The following is a 17,626-nucleotide window of genomic DNA, read 5'->3' as shown; positions in this document are numbered from 1 at the left end:
GGTTAATTTTGCGGAAATAATAAAAAACATACATATATGAGCGCTCATTTTGATTTATCCTTAGAAAAAATGAAATCTTATGGTTATAAGATAGTAGATCTAATAGCTGAACATTGGGATACTTTAGAAGATAAAAAACCCGTAACTTCAGCTACACGTAAAGAAATGGATCATTTATTTTTGCAAGAAGCACCTGATAAAGGTATGAAAGCAAATGATGTTTTAGATTTTGTAATTGATAATGTAATTCCGAATAGTACGGTTATTTCTCATCCAAAAGCATATTCTTTTGTACCTGGACCAAGTAATTTTATCAGTACAATGGCAGATAGTTTAGCAACAGGATTCAATATTTTTTCAGGTGGATGGGTAGTTTCTCCTGCTGCTGCGGAATTAGAAATAGTAACAATGAATTGGTTGTTAAAAATGTATGATTTTCCTGTTGAAAAAGGAGGAGGGATTTTTACAAGTGGTGGTTCTATGGCAAATTTAACTGCTTTGGCAACAGCTCGACGTATAAAATGTGGTGATGATTTTTCGAAAGCTGTTATTTATTTATCAGATCAGGCGCATTCTTCTAATATTAAAGCGATTCGTGTATTAGGATTTAAAAAAGAACAAATTCGTATTTTACCTACGGATATTGAATTTAGAATAAGCATCAATAAATTAAAAAATGCGATAGCTAAAGATCGTTTAGAAGGTTTGCATCCCTTTTGTTTTATAGCATCAGCAGGAACAACAAACACAGGAACTGTTGATCCGTTAGATGATATTGCTGATATTTGTGAAGCTGAAAATTTATGGTTTCATATTGATGGAGCTTATGGTGGAGCTGCTATTTTATCAAAAAAAGGCGCAAAAGCATTACGAGGAATAGAAAGAGCCGATTCCTTAACAGTAGATCCGCATAAATGGTTTTATCAACCTTACGAAATAGGCTGTTTATTGGTAAAAGATTCTTCTTGGTTAAGCGGTACTTTTAGCGAAAAACCAGAATATTTACGTGATATTGAAGGAAATGAATCTGAAATAAATTTTTATGATTATGGAATTCAATTAACGCGTCGTTTTAGAGCGTTAAAGTTTTATATGTCGATAAAAACATACGGATTAGATACTTTTAAAGCTGCTGTAACTTATAATATTGATTTAGCTGATACCGTTGAAAAAGTTCTGCGTAAAAGTAGAGATTGGGAAATTGTTTCTCCTGCAACCTTAGCTATTATCAATTTCAGATATAATCCGATTGGAGTAAATTTATCAGAAAAAGAAATTGATGCGTTAAATAATCAGATTTCTAAAAAAATAATGGATTCTAAAGAAGCATTTTTAGTAACCACTATTTTGAATAAACAAGTAGTTTTACGAATGTGTTTAATCAATCCTAAAACAACGATTGATCATATAAATGAAACATTAGAATTATGTCATAAATTTGGGCAAGAAATTTTATCAGAAAAATAAATTTCAATACTATATCAAAAACAAAAAAGCCTTCATCAAAGATGAAGGCTTTTTATATAAAATAAAAATAAATTTATCTATTAATTGTTTGTAACCTATCTGGACCTACAGATACAACCGTTACAGGAACACCAGTTTCTTTTTCAATAAAAGCAACATAGTCCAATAAGTTTTGAGGTAACTGATCAGCAGTAGTCATTTTAGTTAAATCATCTTCCCATCCTTTAAACTCTGTATAGTTTACAGTTACATTTTCAGGTTCAATGTTATAAGGTAAATGAGTAATTTCTTCTCCTTTATAATTGTAAGAAGTACAGATTTTTAAAGTGTCAAATCCTGAAAGAACATCTCCTTTCATCATCATTAACTTAGTAACTCCGTTTACATCAACTGCATATTTTAAAGCAACTAAATCTAACCATCCGCATCTTCTTGCACGACCAGTTGTTGCTCCAAATTCATGACCAACTTTAGCCATTTCAGCACCATCTTCATCAAATAATTCAGTAGGAAAAGGACCAGAACCAACACGAGTAGTGTAAGCTTTGAATATTCCGAATACATCTCCAATTCTGTTAGGAGCAATACCTAAACCAGTACAAGCACCAGCGGCAGTTGTGTTAGAAGATGTTACAAACGGATACGTTCCAAAATCAATATCTAATAAAGAACCTTGAGCTCCTTCAGCTAATATTGTTTTTCCTTCTTTTATTGCGCTGTTTAAAAACTCTTCAGAATCTATAAATTGAAGTGTTCTTAATTTTTCGATACCTAAGTCAAATTCAGCCTCTAATTCGTCTAAATCATATTCTACTTGAACATCAAAAAAGCTAAGCATACTTAAATGCTTTTCAGTTAAAGCTCTGTACTTATCTTTCCAGTTATCTAATTCTAAATCTCCAACACGCATTCCGTTTCTACCGGTTTTATCCATGTAAGTAGGACCAATTCCTTTTAAAGTAGAACCAATTTTAGCTTTTCCTTTTGAAGTTTCAGAAGCCGCATCTAATAACCTGTGAGTAGGTAATATTAAGTGAGCTTTTCTAGAAATTAATAATTTAGAAGTATAATCAACTTTATGAGTATCTAAATTTTCTAATTCTTTTTTAAAGATAACAGGGTCGATTACTACACCATTACCAACTACATTTAAAGCGGTTTTATGAAAAATTCCAGAAGGAATTGTGTGTAAAACATGTTTGGTACCGTCAAAAATTAATGTATGACCTGCGTTTGGTCCTCCTTGAAATCTTGCAATAATATCGTAATCTCCTGTTAAAACATCTACGATTTTACCTTTTCCCTCGTCTCCCCATTGTAATCCGAGTAATAAATCTACTGCCATTTAGTGTGTTATTAAGTGTATTTGTGTTGTTATTTTGTTTTTCTTTTTGTTCCGTAGAAATAAAGAGAGTGGTTGTGAATATCAATATCAAAAACTTCTTCTATTGTTTTTTTGATAATTTGAATTCTTGGATCGCAAAATTCTTTTACTTCTCCAGAGTCTGTCATTATTAAATGATCATGATTCTTATCGAAATAACTTTTTTCATAGCGCGCCATTGATTGTCCATCAAATTGATGTTTACGAACCAATCCACAGTCTAAAAGCAAGTCTATCGTATTATAAAGTGTTGCTCTACTTACACGATAATTCTTGTTTTTCATTTTAATATATAATGATTCTATATCAAAATGCTCCTCAGCTACATATATTTCTTGTAAAATAGCATATCGCTCAGGTGTTTTACGATGCTTGTTTTCTTCTAAAAAAGTAGTAAAAACTTTTTTTACAATTTCTTGATTTTCGACTGAATTACTCATTATGATTTAAAAATTTACGGACGGACAAATTTACAGTTATTTATTGATAAAAAAAGAAGTATCATTAAAATGATATTTATAATGTGTTAACACGTTCTACTTTTTGTATTCCTTCTATTTTTTTCATAGCATCAATTATTTTATTTAGCTGTACTTTATTTTTAATACTTAAAGATATTTTACCATCAAAAACACCTTCAGATCCTGCAATATTTATACTATGTATGAAAACATCCATACTATTAGAAATAATACGTGTAAGGTTATTTATAATTCCTTTATTATCAATACCTGATAAGTGTAAAATAGCAGTAAATTCTTGTTTGGTAGAATCAATCCATTTTGCAGGCATAATTCTGTATGCATAATTAGATTGTAATGAAATGGCATTAGGACAATTATTTTTATGTATTTTAATACCTTCTCCAATAGTTGTAAATCCAAAAATTTTATCACCAGCAATAGGAGTACAGCATTTTGATAACTTATAATCGAGTGTTTGTTCGTCTTTTCCAAATACAATTGCATCGTATTTGTGGTTAACTTCTTCCTTTTCTGATACATCTTTGGAAGAAGAACGGCGAAAAGTATTTTTGATAAAGCCCATAATAAGCCCACTTCTTTGTGCAACAAATTCTTTTAATTTTGTGTTATCAATAGCACCATTACCAACTCTAAAAAATAAATCAAAGCTTGTTTTTAATTCGAAATAATTAGCAAGTTCATTAATTATTTTTTCATCAGACCCAAGTTTTAAGTGACGTAGTTTTCTAATTAAAATAGCTTTTCCTTCTTCAGCAATAATTTTTTCTTCGGCTTTTAAGGCTGACTTAATTTTAGTACGTGCTCTTGCTGTAATAACAAAATCAAGCCAACGTATATTTGGTTTATTATTTGTTGCAGTAAGTACTGCTACTTGATCACCGCTTTTAAGAGTGTAACTTAAAGGAACTAATTTTCCGTTTACCTTTGCGCCTCGGCATTTTAAACCCACATCTGTATGTACAGCAAAAGCAAAATCTAATGCTGATGCTTCTTTAGGAAGTGATTTTAAATCTCCTTTAGGTGTGAATACATATATTTCTTTGGCATATAAATTAAGTTTAAAATCTTCTACAAAATCTACAGCATTGATACTTTGATTTTCCAGTGTTTCTTTTAAACGATTTAACCAGCCTTCAAGCCCATTTTCTTTTATTGCACCTTGTTTATATTTAAAATGTGCTGCGTATCCTTTTTCAGCAATTTCATCCATTCTTTCAGAACGAACTTGTACTTCTACCCATTTTGCTTGCGGTCCCATAACGGTAATGTGCAAGGCTTCGTATCCTGTTGATTTTGGTTGCGAAATCCAATCGCGCAAACGAGCAGGATTTGGTTTAAAGAAATCAGTTGCAATCGAATATATTTTCCAAGCATCAAATTTTTCATCCGTAGAAGTTGGTTCATAAATAATTCGAATAGCAAACTTATCATATACCTCTTCAAAAGTTACGTTTTGTTTTCTCATTTTTCTTCGGATAGAATAAATGGATTTAAAACGTCCTTTAATGTTATATTTAAAACCTTCTTTATCTAAAGCTTCTTTTAAAGTACCTGTAAAGCTGTCAATATATTTTTGTTGTTCTTCTTTGCTGTCTTTAATTTTGATTAAAATGTCATTATAAACTTCAGGTTCGGTATATTTTAAACCTAAATCTTCTAATTCTGTTTTAATATTATATAAACCTAAGCGATGTGCTAAAGGAGCATAAATATATAAAGTTTCAGAAGCAATTTTAACTTGTTTATAGCCAGGCATTGCATCCATTGTTTGCATATTATGTAAACGGTCGGCTATTTTTATTAGAATTACTCGTACATCATCATGTAAAGTAAGTAACATTTTTCTGAAATTTTCAGCCTGTATAGAATAGTCTTGTTCTTTTTTTAGGTTTGATATTTTAGTAAGTCCACTAACAATACGGGCTATGTTTTCACCAAATAGGCGTTCCATATCATCAATAGTATAGTGCGTATCTTCAACAACATCATGAAGAAGTGCTGCGGCAATAGAGGTAGCACCTAGTCCAATTTCATCGGCAACAATTTTTGCAACTGCTATTGGATGAAAAATATAAGGTTCTCCTGTTTTTCGGCGTTGCTTGGAATGTGCTTCAACAGCAATGTCAAAAGCTTTACGAATCAGTTTTTTATCTTCTTCGGATAATGTTTGATAGGTTCCTTTTAATAAATTTTTATATCTGTGGGCTATTTCTTTATTTTCTTCTTCTATCGTTGCATTATAACTCATATACTTATATCTTTATTTTGCTGTTTCATAATAAAAATAGTCTAAAGAATTTTACTGAGCAAATTTTCATAACAAATGTTTCACATCAATTTAAAATTGAAAAAAAGCTTGTTTTACAGCTAGTAAATAAGAATAATAAAAAGGTAACGCTAAATTTACATAAAAATAGCTTTTATTTTTATGAGTAAGAGTTTGTTAAGGGGATTAAAAAACACTACATTTGCAGACTTATAAAAATTTAAACAATTCAATTATGAATCATTACGAAACTGTTTTCATTTTGAATCCCGTTTTATCTGAAACTCAGATAAAGGAGACAGTAAAAAAGTTTGAGGACTATTTACTTTCTAAAGGTGCAGAAATGATTTCTAAAGAAGATTGGGGCTTAAAAAAATTAGCTTACCCAATTGAAAAGAAAAAAAGTGGATTTTACCACTTATTAGACTACAAAGTAGCTGGAGATGCAATCGCTCCTTTTGAATTAGAATTCAGAAGAGATGATAGTGTTATGCGTTATTTAACTGTAAGGTTAGACAAGCATGCTGAAGCGTGGGCTGAAAAGAGAAGAGAACGTGTTAAATCTGCAAAAAAGTAAGAAATGGCGTCAACAACTATAGATCAACAAGCAAAAGGAAGTAAGCAAGGTGAGGTACGTTACTTAACTCCTCTTGATATTGAAACAAAAAAAGAAGCAAAATACTGTCGTTTTAAAAAGAACGGTTTTAAATACATCGATTATAAAGATGCTGACTTCTTAATGTATTTAGTAAACGAACAAGGTAAAATTTTACCAAGACGTTTAACAGGAACATCATTAAAGTATCAACGTAAAGTGGCTCAAGCTATCAAAAGATCTCGTCACTTAGCTTTAATGCCATACGTTGGTGATTTATTAAAATAATAAAGAAGTAGAAACAATGGAATTGATACTAAAACAAGACGTAGAAAATTTAGGTTTTAAAGACGATGTTGTAACTGTTAAGAATGGTTATGGTCGTAATAGCCTAATTCCTAAAGGATATGCAATATTAGCTACTTCTTCAGCTAAAAAAGTATTAGCTGAAAACTTAAAGCAACGTGCTTTTAAAGAAGCTAAATTAGTAGAAGAAGCTACTGCTGTAGCTGAAACTGTTAAAGGATACGAAATCAAAATTACTTCTAAAGTAGGTTCTGGTGATAAGTTATTTGGTTCAGTAAACAACATTAATGTTGCTGAAGCTTTAGCTAAAGCTGGTACTGTTATTGATAAGAAATTTATCAAAGTTACTGGAGGTAGTGTAAAAAGATTAGGTAAATATAACGCTGCTGTACGTTTACACAGAGCTGTTGTTGCTGATATCGTATTTGAGGTTGTTGCTGAAAAGTAAGAATTTTAAATTAAAACTATATAAAAATCCTACTCATTTATTTGAGTAGGATTTTTTTTAGTTGAGGTTTTTATTTTTTGAAGCAATTTCCCGCTTTCCGCACTCGCTTTTTTTTGAAGAAAAATCAAAAAAAGAGCTTAAACAATTGCTTCAATCGGGGCTAGGGTTTTTAGTTTATTTTTATAGTTTGTGCATATTTTATAGTAAAAGAGGAGGAAAGGTTAAAATAGTATAGCGTCGAATCCGCGTTAAACTGAATTTATTTCAGATTCTGATCATTATTACTATAATACAATTTTATTTTAGAGCTTTAACTTTTAGTTAAATACAAGGCACAAAAAAACCTGAGAGTATAAACTCACAGGTTTAATAATAACTAGGTAAAATTTTTATTTTATAAAGTACCTGTACTCGTTAAATTATTTGATTGCCAAAGAGGGAAACGTGCAGGGTGTTGTAATGCATCATTCATTCTGTTAACCTGTCCTTGAGTAAACATTTTATAACATCCTGAAGCTCCTGCGTAATCCATGTAGTTTTCTAAGTTAATTTTTTCTTTAACACAGTTAGTACGTGTATAGCTACAATCAATTCTTCTACTATTGGTAGTTTGAGGTGTATCACATACTTTATCACCTGTTGTGTCACATTTATCTCTATTTTTTCTACTACAACCACCATCAAAAGTATGTATAAGGTTCATCCAATGTCCAAATTCATGAGTTAATATAGATGCAAATTCATCAGAGGTATTTCCGTGTAAATATTGCCCATTATAAACAATACGAGCAGTATTATTATTAGACATCTCAGTATCAGGATACCATGCAACACCTGAATTATTTGTTGCATTATTGTCATATAAATCTAATTGTATGTATACGTTACAATATTTATAATTATCCCAAGCATCTGCTTGTACTTGTTGGTCAGTACTTCTGTTACCATATCCATTATTTTCATTATGAAAAACAATACCACTAGTAGGTGTTCCTGTTGGAGATATAGTTGCTAGTTTAAATGTAATTCCTGAAGTTGCTTTTATAGGATCAAAAAAAGGATCTGTAGTATTATAATCAGGATTAAGTCCATGAAAATCATCATTAACTTTTTCTAATGCTGTATTTATAGTTTGTTGAGTTACTGATTTACCATTAAAATTAGTACCATATACATGAAATACTACAGGTATTGTTGCTTGAATATTAGAGGTTTTAGCACTTAAACTTGTTCTAGTTTTTTCAAAAGAACTATTTTCAGCTTTAGCTTTAGGGCTATTTAAGTAATATTCCTTCATCATATCGTCAGATTTACAATATAAAGAAGGTAATTCATTTGCTTGTGGCGCTGTTAAAATGTCATTATTTTCTTCTTTCTGACATCCAAAAATGAATATCAAACTAAGTATTGTAATACTTTTTTCATTATTTTAAATTAATAATTAGATGTTAAACATATGTTAAATATATGTTAATATATTACATTTGTTATATTTTTTTAACGCAAAAAATAAAAAAACCTGAACAATATTGCTCAGGTTTTAAGTGTTTTTAATTCTTATTAAGGAATTAAACAATTTTAATATTCTCTTGATTTCTAAGAATATCATCCATTGTTTCTCTTTTTCTAATTAAGTAGTCTTTTCCTTTGTAAATCATTACTTCTGCAGGCTTATATCTCGAATTGTAGTTCGATGCCATTGAGTAACAATAAGCGCCAGCATTACTGAAACATAAAACATCTTCTTCAGATATTTCATTAATACGTCTGTTAGAACCAAAAGTATCGGTTTCACAAATATATCCAACAATACTATAAAAACGTTCTCTTCCTTTAGGGTTCGATAAGTTTTCAATCGTATGGTACGAATTGTAAAGCATTGGACGAATTAAATGATTCATTCCACTATCAATACCAGCAAAAACAGTTGATGTTGTTTGTTTGATTACATTAACTTTCGCTAAAAACTTTCCTGATTCACTCACTAAAAATTTACCAGGTTCAAACATTAAAGTTACATTTTTACCATAGTTTTTACAGAAAGTATTAAATCTATCAGATAATTTCTCACCTAATTCAACAATATCAGTAGAAATATCATCCGATTTGTAAGGGACTTTAAATCCGCTTCCAAAATCAATAAAATCAATATCTTCAAATTGTCTTGCAACATCAAATAAAATATCTGAAGCTCTAATAAAAGTGTCAATATCTAAAATATCAGAACCAGTATGCACGTGAATACCGTTAATACGCATTCCTGTATTTTCAACAACTCTTTTTATATGTGGTACTTGATGAATTGAAATTCCAAATTTAGAATCGATATGTCCAACAGAAATATTACTATTTCCACCCGCCATAATATGCGGATTTATACGAATACAAACAGGTGTTTTAGGGTGTTTTTGACCAAATAATTCTAATATAGATAAGTTATCAATATTAATTTGAATTCCTAATTTTGAAACTTCTTCAATTTCTTGTAAAGAAACACCGTTTGGAGTATAAATGATATCTTTAGGTGCAAATCCTGCAAGTAAACCAAGTCTTACTTCTTGAATAGAAACAGTATCTAAACCACTATTTAATGTTTTAAAAACCTTTAAAATATTGATGTTAGATAAAGATTTAACTGCATAGTTAATCTTTAAGCTTTTAACTTTAGAAAAGGCACCTGTAATACTTTTATACTGTTCTATTATTTTTTCAGTATCATATACATAAAGTGGTGCACCGTATTTGTTCGCTAAATTTAATAACTCTTCTCTATTCATTTTAATATAGTTTATAAGCCACAAATGTAGCAAAGCAAGTGACTTTTACAAATTATTTATAAGAAATAGACAAATCAAGTTTTTTTGTGAAAAAAGTTGATTTGTGATATTCTTAATTTTTAAAGTATTTTTTTAGTGATTTTCTCCTTTAAATATAAGTTACTAATAATTTATTGTTTTTTTTAGTTTGATTATGATAATAATCAAAAAAAACGCTAGTTATTAACTAGCGTTTTTAAAATTATAAATGTGTAATATTATTTAAAGTTTACAGTTACTTTTTCAGCAATACCAACAATAACTTCTGTTGCTTTTATAATTGTTTCAGCAGATACAAATTCATAACGTCCATGAAAATTATGTCCACCAGCAAAAATATTAGGACATGGTAATCCTTTGTAAGATAATTGAGAACCATCAGTACCACCTCTAATAGCTTTAATTATAGGTGTTATACCGATGTCATTCATTACTTCTTCAGCAATATCAACAATGTGCATAATAGGCTTAATTTTTTCACCCATATTATAATATTGATCTTTTATTTCAACAGTAATTCTATCACCACCGCCATGTTTTTCATTTAATTCTTTAATTAAATCAGCAACATATTGTTTTCTAGTTTGAAATTCTTCTTTTTCAAAATCACGAATAATATATTGTAACACTGTTTTTTCAACTTCACCAGTAACACTATTAAGGTGATAAAAACCTTCTCTACCGCTAGTAGTTTCAGGAGTTTCTAATTTTGGAAAAGAGTTAATAATATCTTGAGCAATATACATACTGTTTACCATTTTACCTTTAGCGTAACCAGGGTGTACCATACGACCGTTTACAGTAATTATAGCACTTGCAGCATTAAAGCTTTCATATTCAAGTTCTCCAATTTGACTTCCATCCATGGTATATGCCCATTTTGCGCCAAATTTTTCAACATCAAACATATGAGCTCCTTTACCAACTTCTTCATCAGGAGTAAAGCAAATTCTTATTTTACCATGTTTAATTTGAGGATTTTGAATTAAATATTCCATTGCTGAAACTATTTCTGTAACACCAGCTTTATCATCAGCACCTAAAAGTGTTGTTCCATCAGTAGTAATAATTGTATCTCCTTTATATATAAGTAAGTTTTCAAAATAATCTGGAGATAATACAATATTCTCTTCTTTATTTAAAAGAATATCTTTTCCGTCGTAATTCTCATGAATTTGAGGTTTTACATTTTTACCTGTAAAATCAGGACTTGTATCAATATGAGCAACAAAACCGATTGTTGGCACTTCGTAATCAATATTACTTGGTAAAGTAGCCATTATGTAACAGTTTTCGTCTAATTCAACGTCTTCCATTCCTATTTCTTTCAATTCTTTTTCAAGAACTTTAGCTAAATCCCATTGATTTTCTGAACTAGGAAAAGCAGGATTATTAGGATCACTTTCGGTATCAATAGTTACATATTTTATAAATCGGTTGATAATGTGTTGTTTGTTCATTTTTGTTGTTGTTTTAAGGATTTTTGAAAAAACTAATTCAGTTGTATTTTTTCTATTAATTCAATGGCGTTACAAATTCGTTGCTCAACTAAAGAATCGCCATAAATTTCTGTTTTAACGTGTAAAAAGTTATCAGAATTTATTTTTGTAAAGGTATTTAAAATATGATATGGATACCTGCCTTTTTTTCCTTCGGCATAACTGTAATAAGAAGGTTTTTTAAATAGCTGTATATTTTTGGTTTTAAGTTCTGTTAAGCCCATTTTTTTATTATCATCTGTAATTTTTTGAGCAAATGTTTTATCAATAAAAATAGTATTATGTACTAAAGTAACATCAATAAGGATTGTTTTTGTAACGCTTACGGTAGTATCGGCGGCGTAAATAGATGTTTTTGCATCATCATAATATAAATTGACTTTCCATTTTTTTGGAAATTTAACGCTAAACAGGTTTCTAACATCTTTGTTTTTCTGTAAATCGATATAAGAATTAGAATTTTCACAAGAAAAATCATTAGCTAATTCTGATGATGAATTGCACGAAATCATTAAAAATAGCACTAAAATTGATAAAAAATATTTCATAGATAAGCTGTTAATTTTATTTGTTTTGATCAAAGTAAGCAATTAACAAATCTACTACATAACTGTAAGATTTTATTCCTTTTGATTGATTGTTTGCCTTTAAATAAGAGTTGTATCCTTTTTTAAAATACGGTTCAATAGGATTTTTAAATTGCTTCCAATGTAAACGACTATTGCTAAAATCTTTATAAATTCCTTTATTTACGCTGTTTTTTATTGATTTAGCTATTTTTTTATCTCGTTTATAAACTTGATTAATACAATATATGTACGCCATTCTGTATCCAGAATATTGAAAATATAAATCGTTATTTGCTACGGATGCTAAAAATCCTACAAAATTTGCGTCATTTTCGGCAGCCCAACCAATTTGATGTGCCATTTCACGACAAGTTGTTGCTGGATAGCCTGTTTTAGGAATCATATCATTTATTTGCGCTTCGCCAGTAATTGGGCTTATATATCCTGAAGTTCCGTTATAGGATTGAAATAAACTTACCAAAGAGTTTTTTATTGAAGGATTTTTGTAAGTTAATTGCGGGTATTTATTCGATAAATTAAGATAACCGTTTGTTGCTAAACCATATATTTCTTTTTGAGTATACGGAACTTGAATCTTAATAGTATCGTTATTTGTAATTTGTAAGTGTATTTTATTTAATTCGAAAACAATTTTTTCGGTAGTTTCAACCAGCTGTTCTGTGGTGTAAGTTGCTTGTTGTAAATTCAAATTTTTGGCTAATGGTTCTCTAAAATAATTCAATCCCCAAAAGGCATAAAAGCAAAAATAAATCAACGATAAAACACTTGTAAACTGTAAAATTTTCGAAATACTATTTTTAAATTTATTTTTAATTAAAGAGTAACAGCCTTTTATCAGTAGAAATAATAAAACGAAACCTAATACATCACTAAAAGAAAAAGGAATCCATCCTAAAAAAATCGAAATGTTTTAGAAATATAAGGATATATTCCGTTACTATAATAATGTTCTATCCATTGAGGTTTTTTACTTAAAAAATGAACAATAAATACTTGAATAGGTAATGTAAGAGTTACGATTAATTGTTTTTTATACTGTTGCATAACCTCAAAAATAAGGAAGTTTATACCAGAATTAGTAGGTTTTTATCAAAAAAATGACTATTTTATTTGTTGAAATTTTCGATAAATAAAGTTAAAGAGAGCTACTAAAAGTTTCATCTTAAAAAATTATCTTTGCACCATGGAACGAACTCAATCATTCAGAGGAACAAAAACTAATAGTGCTAGAACTGTTAGTCTTGAAAAAGGAAAATTACCACCACAAGCTTTAGAGCTAGAGGAGGCTGTTTTGGGTGCTATGATGATTGATAAAAAAGGAATTGATGAGGTAATCGATATTCTTACTCCTGAATCTTTTTATGATAAAAGACATCAAGAGGTATATCAAGCTATTTATACACTTTTTCAAAATTCTGAGCCGATTGATTTACTTTCAGTATCTAATCAATTAAAGAAAAGCGGAAAGCTAGATGTAGCTGGAGGTGATTTTTTCTTAATCGGTTTAACTCAAAAAGTAGCTTCTTCGGCACATATTGAGTTTCATTCACGAATTATTTTAGAAAAATATATTCAACGTAGATTAATTACTATTTCTTCAGAAATAATAGAAAACTCTTATAACGAAACTATTGATGTTTTTGATTTGTTAGACGAAGCTGAAGGGAAATTATTTGAAGTAACACAAGGGAATCTTAAAAAAGGAGCAGAAAAAGCCGACTCATTAGTACAGCAATCTATTAACAGAATACAAGAAATTTCTGGTAAAGAAGGAATGAGTGGTTTGCAAACAGGATTTACAAAATTAGATGCTTTAACATCTGGTTGGCAACCTTCCGATTTAATTATTATTGCAGCGCGTCCTGGTATGGGTAAAACGGCTTTTGTAATTTCGATGGCTAAAAATATGGCAATTCAGTTTAATAATGCCGTTGCTATTTTTTCATTAGAAATGTCATCAGTACAGTTAATTACTCGTATGATTTCTTCGGAAACAGGCTTAACATCTGAAAAATTACGTAAAGGAGATTTAGAGCCTCATGAATGGGAGCAGTTAAATGTAAAGGTTAAAAAACTTTCTGATGCACCTATTTTTATTGATGATACACCTGCACTTTCAATTTTTGATTTACGTGCAAAAGCACGACGTTTAGTATCGCAACACGATGTTAAAATAATTGTAATTGATTATTTACAATTAATGACAGCAGGAGGTTCTGGAGGAAATCGAGAACAAGAAATATCAACTATTTCACGAAATTTAAAGGCATTAGCAAAAGAATTAAGTATTCCTGTAATTGCTTTATCTCAGTTATCACGTGCCGTAGAAACTCGTGGAGGTTCAAAACGTCCTTTACTTTCTGATTTACGTGAATCTGGAGCAATTGAGCAAGATGCCGATATTGTTTCGTTTATTTTTAGACCAGAATATTACGGAATGACCGAATGGGATGATGATGATCATACGCCACGTGAAGGACAAGGAGAATTTATTGTAGCAAAACATCGTAACGGTGGAATGGATAATATTCGTTTAAAATTTACAGGACATTTAGCATTATTTTCTGATTTAGAAGAAGGAATTAGTAGTGAATTTGAATCTAGTATGAACGGTGGTATTGCTGAAAGTTTTAATAATGAAGTAGCCTCAAATGGATTTGCATCACCTGAAGATGCTTTTGGTCCTAGTGATGATGATGTTCCGTTTTAAAATTTAAATAAATCATAATTAAATATATAAAATACACAATTACTAATTTGTAATTGTGTATTTTAGTTTTTACTATGAAAAAAACACTACACATAATATTATTTTTATTGCTCTCAAATTCAATTTGGGCATCGTTTATTTATGTTCCGATGAGTAACGAAAATCAAAAAAATCATTTAAAAGCCTACGGAATTGTTTATTATGCCTTAGAAAATGGCTTAAAAGCAAAGTGGTTATTAAATTATGATGGCGGTGCTTTTTTATTAGAAAATAATAATTCACTAGAAAAAGAATGTAAAATTAGAGGAGTTTCGTATCAAATTATTTCAGATGCTAAATCTCAAATTATTTTACAAGAAATTTCATCACCTTCTAAAAATCAAGAGGCTGTTACACTTGAAAAAGCACCTAAAGTAGCAGTGTATTCTCCAAAAGGAAAAATGCCTTGGGATGATGCTGTAACAATGGTTTTAACCTATGCTGAAATTCCTTTCGATGTTATTTATGATGAAGAGGTGCTAAATGATAAATTGTTATTATATGAATGGTTGCATTTACATCACGAAGATTTTACAGGGCAATACGGTCGTTTTTATGGAGCTTTTAGAACTGCTCCTTGGTATATTCAACAGAAAAAGGATGCAGAAGCATTGGCAACAAAATTAGGATATGCTAAAGTATCCGAAGAAAAAAGTGCTGTTGCTAAAAAAATTAGAGATTATGTAATTGGAGGAGGTTTTATGTTTGCTATGTGTTCGGCAACCGATAGTTTTGATATTGCTTTAGCATGTCAAGGAGTTGATATTTGTGAAGTAATGTTTGATGGAGATGCTTCTGAGCCTAATTATCAATCAAAAGTAGATTTTAATAAAACATTTGCTTTTAAAGATTTTGAATTAATTCGTAATCCTACCACATACGAATTTTCATCTATTGATATGACTCGTAAGCGTAAAATAAAAAAAGAATTAGATTATTTTACGTTAAAAGAATTTTCTGCAAAATGGGATCAAGTTCCTACTATGTTAACTCAAAATCATACACAATTAGTAAAAGCATTTATGGGACAAACAACTTCTTTTGATGCAAATACAGTAAAATCAACAGTAATGGTTTTAGGAGAAAATCCAACCAATGGAGAAGCTAAATATATCCACGGAACAAAAGGAAAAGGAATGTTTACCTTTTATGGAGGTCATGACCCTGAGGATTATCAACATAGAATAGGTGATCCAAAAACAGAATTAGATTTACATCCAACATCACCAGGGTATCGTTTAATTTTGAATAATGTATTATTTCCTGCTGCAAAAAAGAAAAAGAAAAAAACATAATTTTTTCTTTTTTCAGTAAATTCACGAATTAATTTATAATAAAATGATGAAATCCAGTTTAAAAATAATTGCAAAAGTAGGTTCAAAATCAATAATAAAATGGATAATTATTTACGCTTTAGGAACTATTGTTTCAATATTACTATTTTTTATATCTCTTTTTTTATTAGGAGAAAGTAGTATTTCAGGTAATAGTGGAACAGCTCATAGTGGAGCAGGAGCTATTGCTGGAGTAATCACGCTTTTTACGGTGGATTTTTGGCCAATGTTATTAGCAACACTAAGTTTACTTGTATTTCCAATTATTTATTTTATTATAGCTAATAAACTATCAATTGAAACAGCTTTAAGTACTATTTGGAAGAATAATCTTCAAAGTTGGTTTTCAGATAAAATAACAACTTATGTTAGTGAGAAAATAGAGAGTACATCTACAATAAATCAGTTAGATGATTATGTAACTCTTAAGTTAAATTTACTAAATGATATTAAAAAAGATACTGAAACTTCTAAGTGGCAAAAACGAATTTTATCATTTATAATGAAAAAGGTAACTTTAGATAAAGTAGACTTTTCTAATAAAGATACAAAACTAAGTACTATTCTTGCAAAGAAAGTAAATGATGTAATTACAGATTTTACTGAATCTAGTAATAAATTATTCTATATTGCATTATGTGTTCATTTCTTTTTCTTAATTCTTGCTATCATTTTTAATAATTAATATTTAAAAAGTAAAATTATAGATTGTTAATTCTTATAGAAAGAATTACTTTTGCCCATACAAAACAAAACAACAATGCCAACAACACAACAACTTCAAGATTTTACACAACAGGTTCGTAGAGACATCGTTCGAATGGTACACGCAGTAAGTTCAGGACACCCAGGTGGTTCATTAGGATGTGCAGAATTTATAACATGTTTGTATCAAGAAATCATGGATTATTCTACTGATTTTAAGATGGATGGTAATAAAGAAGATTTATTCTTTTTATCAAATGGGCATATATCGCCAGTTTACTATAGTGTTTTAGCACATAGTGGTTTTTTTCCAGTAGCAGAATTAGCTACTTTTAGAAAATTAAACACACGTTTACAAGGACATCCAACAACTCATGACCATTTACCAGGTATCCGTATTGCTTCGGGTTCTTTAGGACAAGGTATGAGTGTTGCTATTGGGGCAGCAGAAGCTAAGAAGTTAAACGGAGATGATAAAATTGTATACACATTACATGGTGATGGTGAATTACAAGAAGGTCAGAACTGGGAAGCAGCAATGTATGCATCAGGAAAAAAAGTTGATAATTTAATTTCAACTATTGATGTAAACGAAAAGCAAATTGACGGTACAACAGACCAAGTATTAGCAATGGGAAGCTTAAAAGCTAAATTTGAAGCTTTTGGTTGGGATGTATTAGAAATAAGAGAAGGAAACAATGTCGAAGCTATTTTAAGCGGAATGGCAGATGCAAAATCTCGTACAGGTAAAGGAAAACCAGTTTGTGTATTATTATATACAGAAATGGGGAACGGAATTGACTTTATGATGAATACACACGCTTGGCATGGTAAAGCACCTAATGATGAGCAATTAGCAAAATCATTAGCTCAAAACCCTGAAACATTAGGAGATTACTAAATCTTTCTTTTTTATATAAAATTAAAATCCTGCTTTATAGCAGGATTTTTTTATGCTTTTATTCACAAAAAAGCGTGTGTA

17 protein-coding genes are annotated in these 17,626 nt (G+C 29.8%); 8 read left to right on the top strand and 9 right to left on the bottom strand.

Going from position 1 to position 17,626, the window contains the following annotated elements; genetic code table 11:
* The first annotated feature begins 36 nt into the window (after positions 1–36).
* Complete coding sequence (locus PG913_RS07120; RefSeq protein WP_271230121.1) at positions 37–1,467, top strand: pyridoxal phosphate-dependent decarboxylase family protein; 1,431 nt, start codon at positions 37–39, stop codon at positions 1,465–1,467.
* 73 nt (positions 1,468–1,540) lie between these two features.
* Here PG913_RS07120 and PG913_RS07115 read toward each other — a convergent pair whose 3' ends face one another.
* The 3 genes from PG913_RS07115 to PG913_RS07105 form a co-directional block, all read right to left on the bottom strand.
* The gene (locus PG913_RS07115) at positions 1,541–2,812 is read right to left on the bottom strand and encodes an adenylosuccinate synthase (protein ID WP_271230120.1); all 1,272 of its coding nucleotides are present in this window, start codon (positions 2,810–2,812) and stop codon (positions 1,541–1,543) included.
* 29 nt (positions 2,813–2,841) lie between these two features.
* Entirely contained in the window at positions 2,842–3,291 is a 450-nt protein-coding gene (locus PG913_RS07110) for a Fur family transcriptional regulator (protein WP_271230119.1), read from the bottom strand.
* Positions 3,292–3,367: 76 nt separating this feature from the next.
* Positions 3,368–5,584: a RelA/SpoT family protein gene (locus tag PG913_RS07105; RefSeq protein WP_271230118.1), complete on the bottom strand. Its 2,217-nt coding sequence runs from the start codon at positions 5,582–5,584 to the stop codon at positions 3,368–3,370.
* Between the two features lie 253 nt (positions 5,585–5,837).
* Here PG913_RS07105 and rpsF point away from each other — a divergent pair, with 253 nt between their 5' ends.
* The 3 genes from rpsF to rplI are packed head-to-tail and all read left to right on the top strand — an operon-like array spanning position 5,838 to position 6,951.
* Positions 5,838–6,179, top strand: coding sequence for a 30S ribosomal protein S6 (gene rpsF, locus PG913_RS07100; protein ID WP_101917415.1), 342 nt, complete (start codon positions 5,838–5,840; stop codon positions 6,177–6,179).
* A gap of 3 nt (positions 6,180–6,182) precedes the next feature.
* On the top strand, positions 6,183–6,485 hold the full coding sequence (rpsR, locus tag PG913_RS07095; protein ID WP_058884950.1) for a 30S ribosomal protein S18: 303 nt from the start codon (positions 6,183–6,185) through the stop codon (positions 6,483–6,485).
* Between the two features lie 16 nt (positions 6,486–6,501).
* On the top strand, positions 6,502–6,951 hold the full coding sequence (gene rplI, locus PG913_RS07090; RefSeq protein ID WP_101902033.1) for a 50S ribosomal protein L9: 450 nt from the start codon (positions 6,502–6,504) through the stop codon (positions 6,949–6,951).
* 394 nt (positions 6,952–7,345) lie between these two features.
* On the opposite strand, the gene PG913_RS07085 is transcribed toward rplI, so the two are convergent.
* From PG913_RS07085 to PG913_RS07060, 6 genes are all read right to left on the bottom strand, one after another.
* A complete protein-coding gene (locus tag PG913_RS07085) occupies positions 7,346–8,350 on the bottom strand; it encodes a M43 family zinc metalloprotease (protein ID WP_271230117.1) in 1,005 nt (334 codons plus the stop codon).
* A gap of 169 nt (positions 8,351–8,519) precedes the next feature.
* Positions 8,520–9,728 (bottom strand): diaminopimelate decarboxylase, encoded by a 1,209-nt coding sequence (gene lysA / locus PG913_RS07080; RefSeq protein WP_271230116.1) that lies wholly within the window; start codon positions 9,726–9,728, stop codon positions 8,520–8,522.
* A 257-nt stretch (positions 9,729–9,985) separates the two neighbouring features.
* Entirely contained in the window at positions 9,986–11,227 is a 1,242-nt protein-coding gene (pepT, locus tag PG913_RS07075; protein ID WP_271230115.1) for a peptidase T, read from the bottom strand.
* Between the two features lie 32 nt (positions 11,228–11,259).
* A complete protein-coding gene (locus PG913_RS07070) occupies positions 11,260–11,814 on the bottom strand; it encodes a hypothetical protein (protein WP_271230114.1) in 555 nt (184 codons plus the stop codon).
* Between the two features lie 16 nt (positions 11,815–11,830).
* Positions 11,831–12,742, bottom strand: coding sequence for a DUF3810 domain-containing protein (locus PG913_RS07065; RefSeq protein ID WP_271232148.1), 912 nt, complete (start codon positions 12,740–12,742; stop codon positions 11,831–11,833).
* 5 nt (positions 12,743–12,747) lie between these two features.
* The gene (locus PG913_RS07060) at positions 12,748–12,900 is read right to left on the bottom strand and encodes a hypothetical protein (RefSeq protein WP_271230113.1); all 153 of its coding nucleotides are present in this window, start codon (positions 12,898–12,900) and stop codon (positions 12,748–12,750) included.
* Between the two features lie 139 nt (positions 12,901–13,039).
* On the opposite strand from PG913_RS07060, the gene dnaB reads away from it, so the two are divergent.
* The 4 genes from dnaB (at position 13,040) to PG913_RS07040 (ending at position 17,545) form a co-directional block, all read left to right on the top strand.
* Entirely contained in the window at positions 13,040–14,566 is a 1,527-nt protein-coding gene (gene dnaB / locus PG913_RS07055) for a replicative DNA helicase (RefSeq protein ID WP_271230112.1), read from the top strand.
* A gap of 149 nt (positions 14,567–14,715) precedes the next feature.
* On the top strand, positions 14,716–15,900 hold the full coding sequence (locus tag PG913_RS07050) for an asparagine synthetase B (protein ID WP_408648504.1): 1,185 nt from the start codon (positions 14,716–14,718) through the stop codon (positions 15,898–15,900).
* Between the two features lie 43 nt (positions 15,901–15,943).
* Complete coding sequence (locus PG913_RS07045; protein WP_271230110.1) at positions 15,944–16,624, top strand: hypothetical protein; 681 nt, start codon at positions 15,944–15,946, stop codon at positions 16,622–16,624.
* A gap of 75 nt (positions 16,625–16,699) precedes the next feature.
* Positions 16,700–17,545, top strand: a complete 846-nt coding sequence (locus tag PG913_RS07040) for a transketolase (RefSeq protein ID WP_271230109.1) — start codon at positions 16,700–16,702, stop codon at positions 17,543–17,545.
* The last annotated feature ends 81 nt before the right edge of the window (positions 17,546–17,626 follow it).

The sequence above is a fragment of the Tenacibaculum pacificus genome (assembly GCF_027941775.1).
GTDB classification, from domain to species: Bacteria; Bacteroidota; Bacteroidia; order Flavobacteriales; family Flavobacteriaceae; genus Polaribacter; species Polaribacter pacificus_A.
The sequence above is the reverse complement of the archived record's forward strand: the minus strand, read 5'-3'. Positions and strand labels throughout refer to the sequence as shown.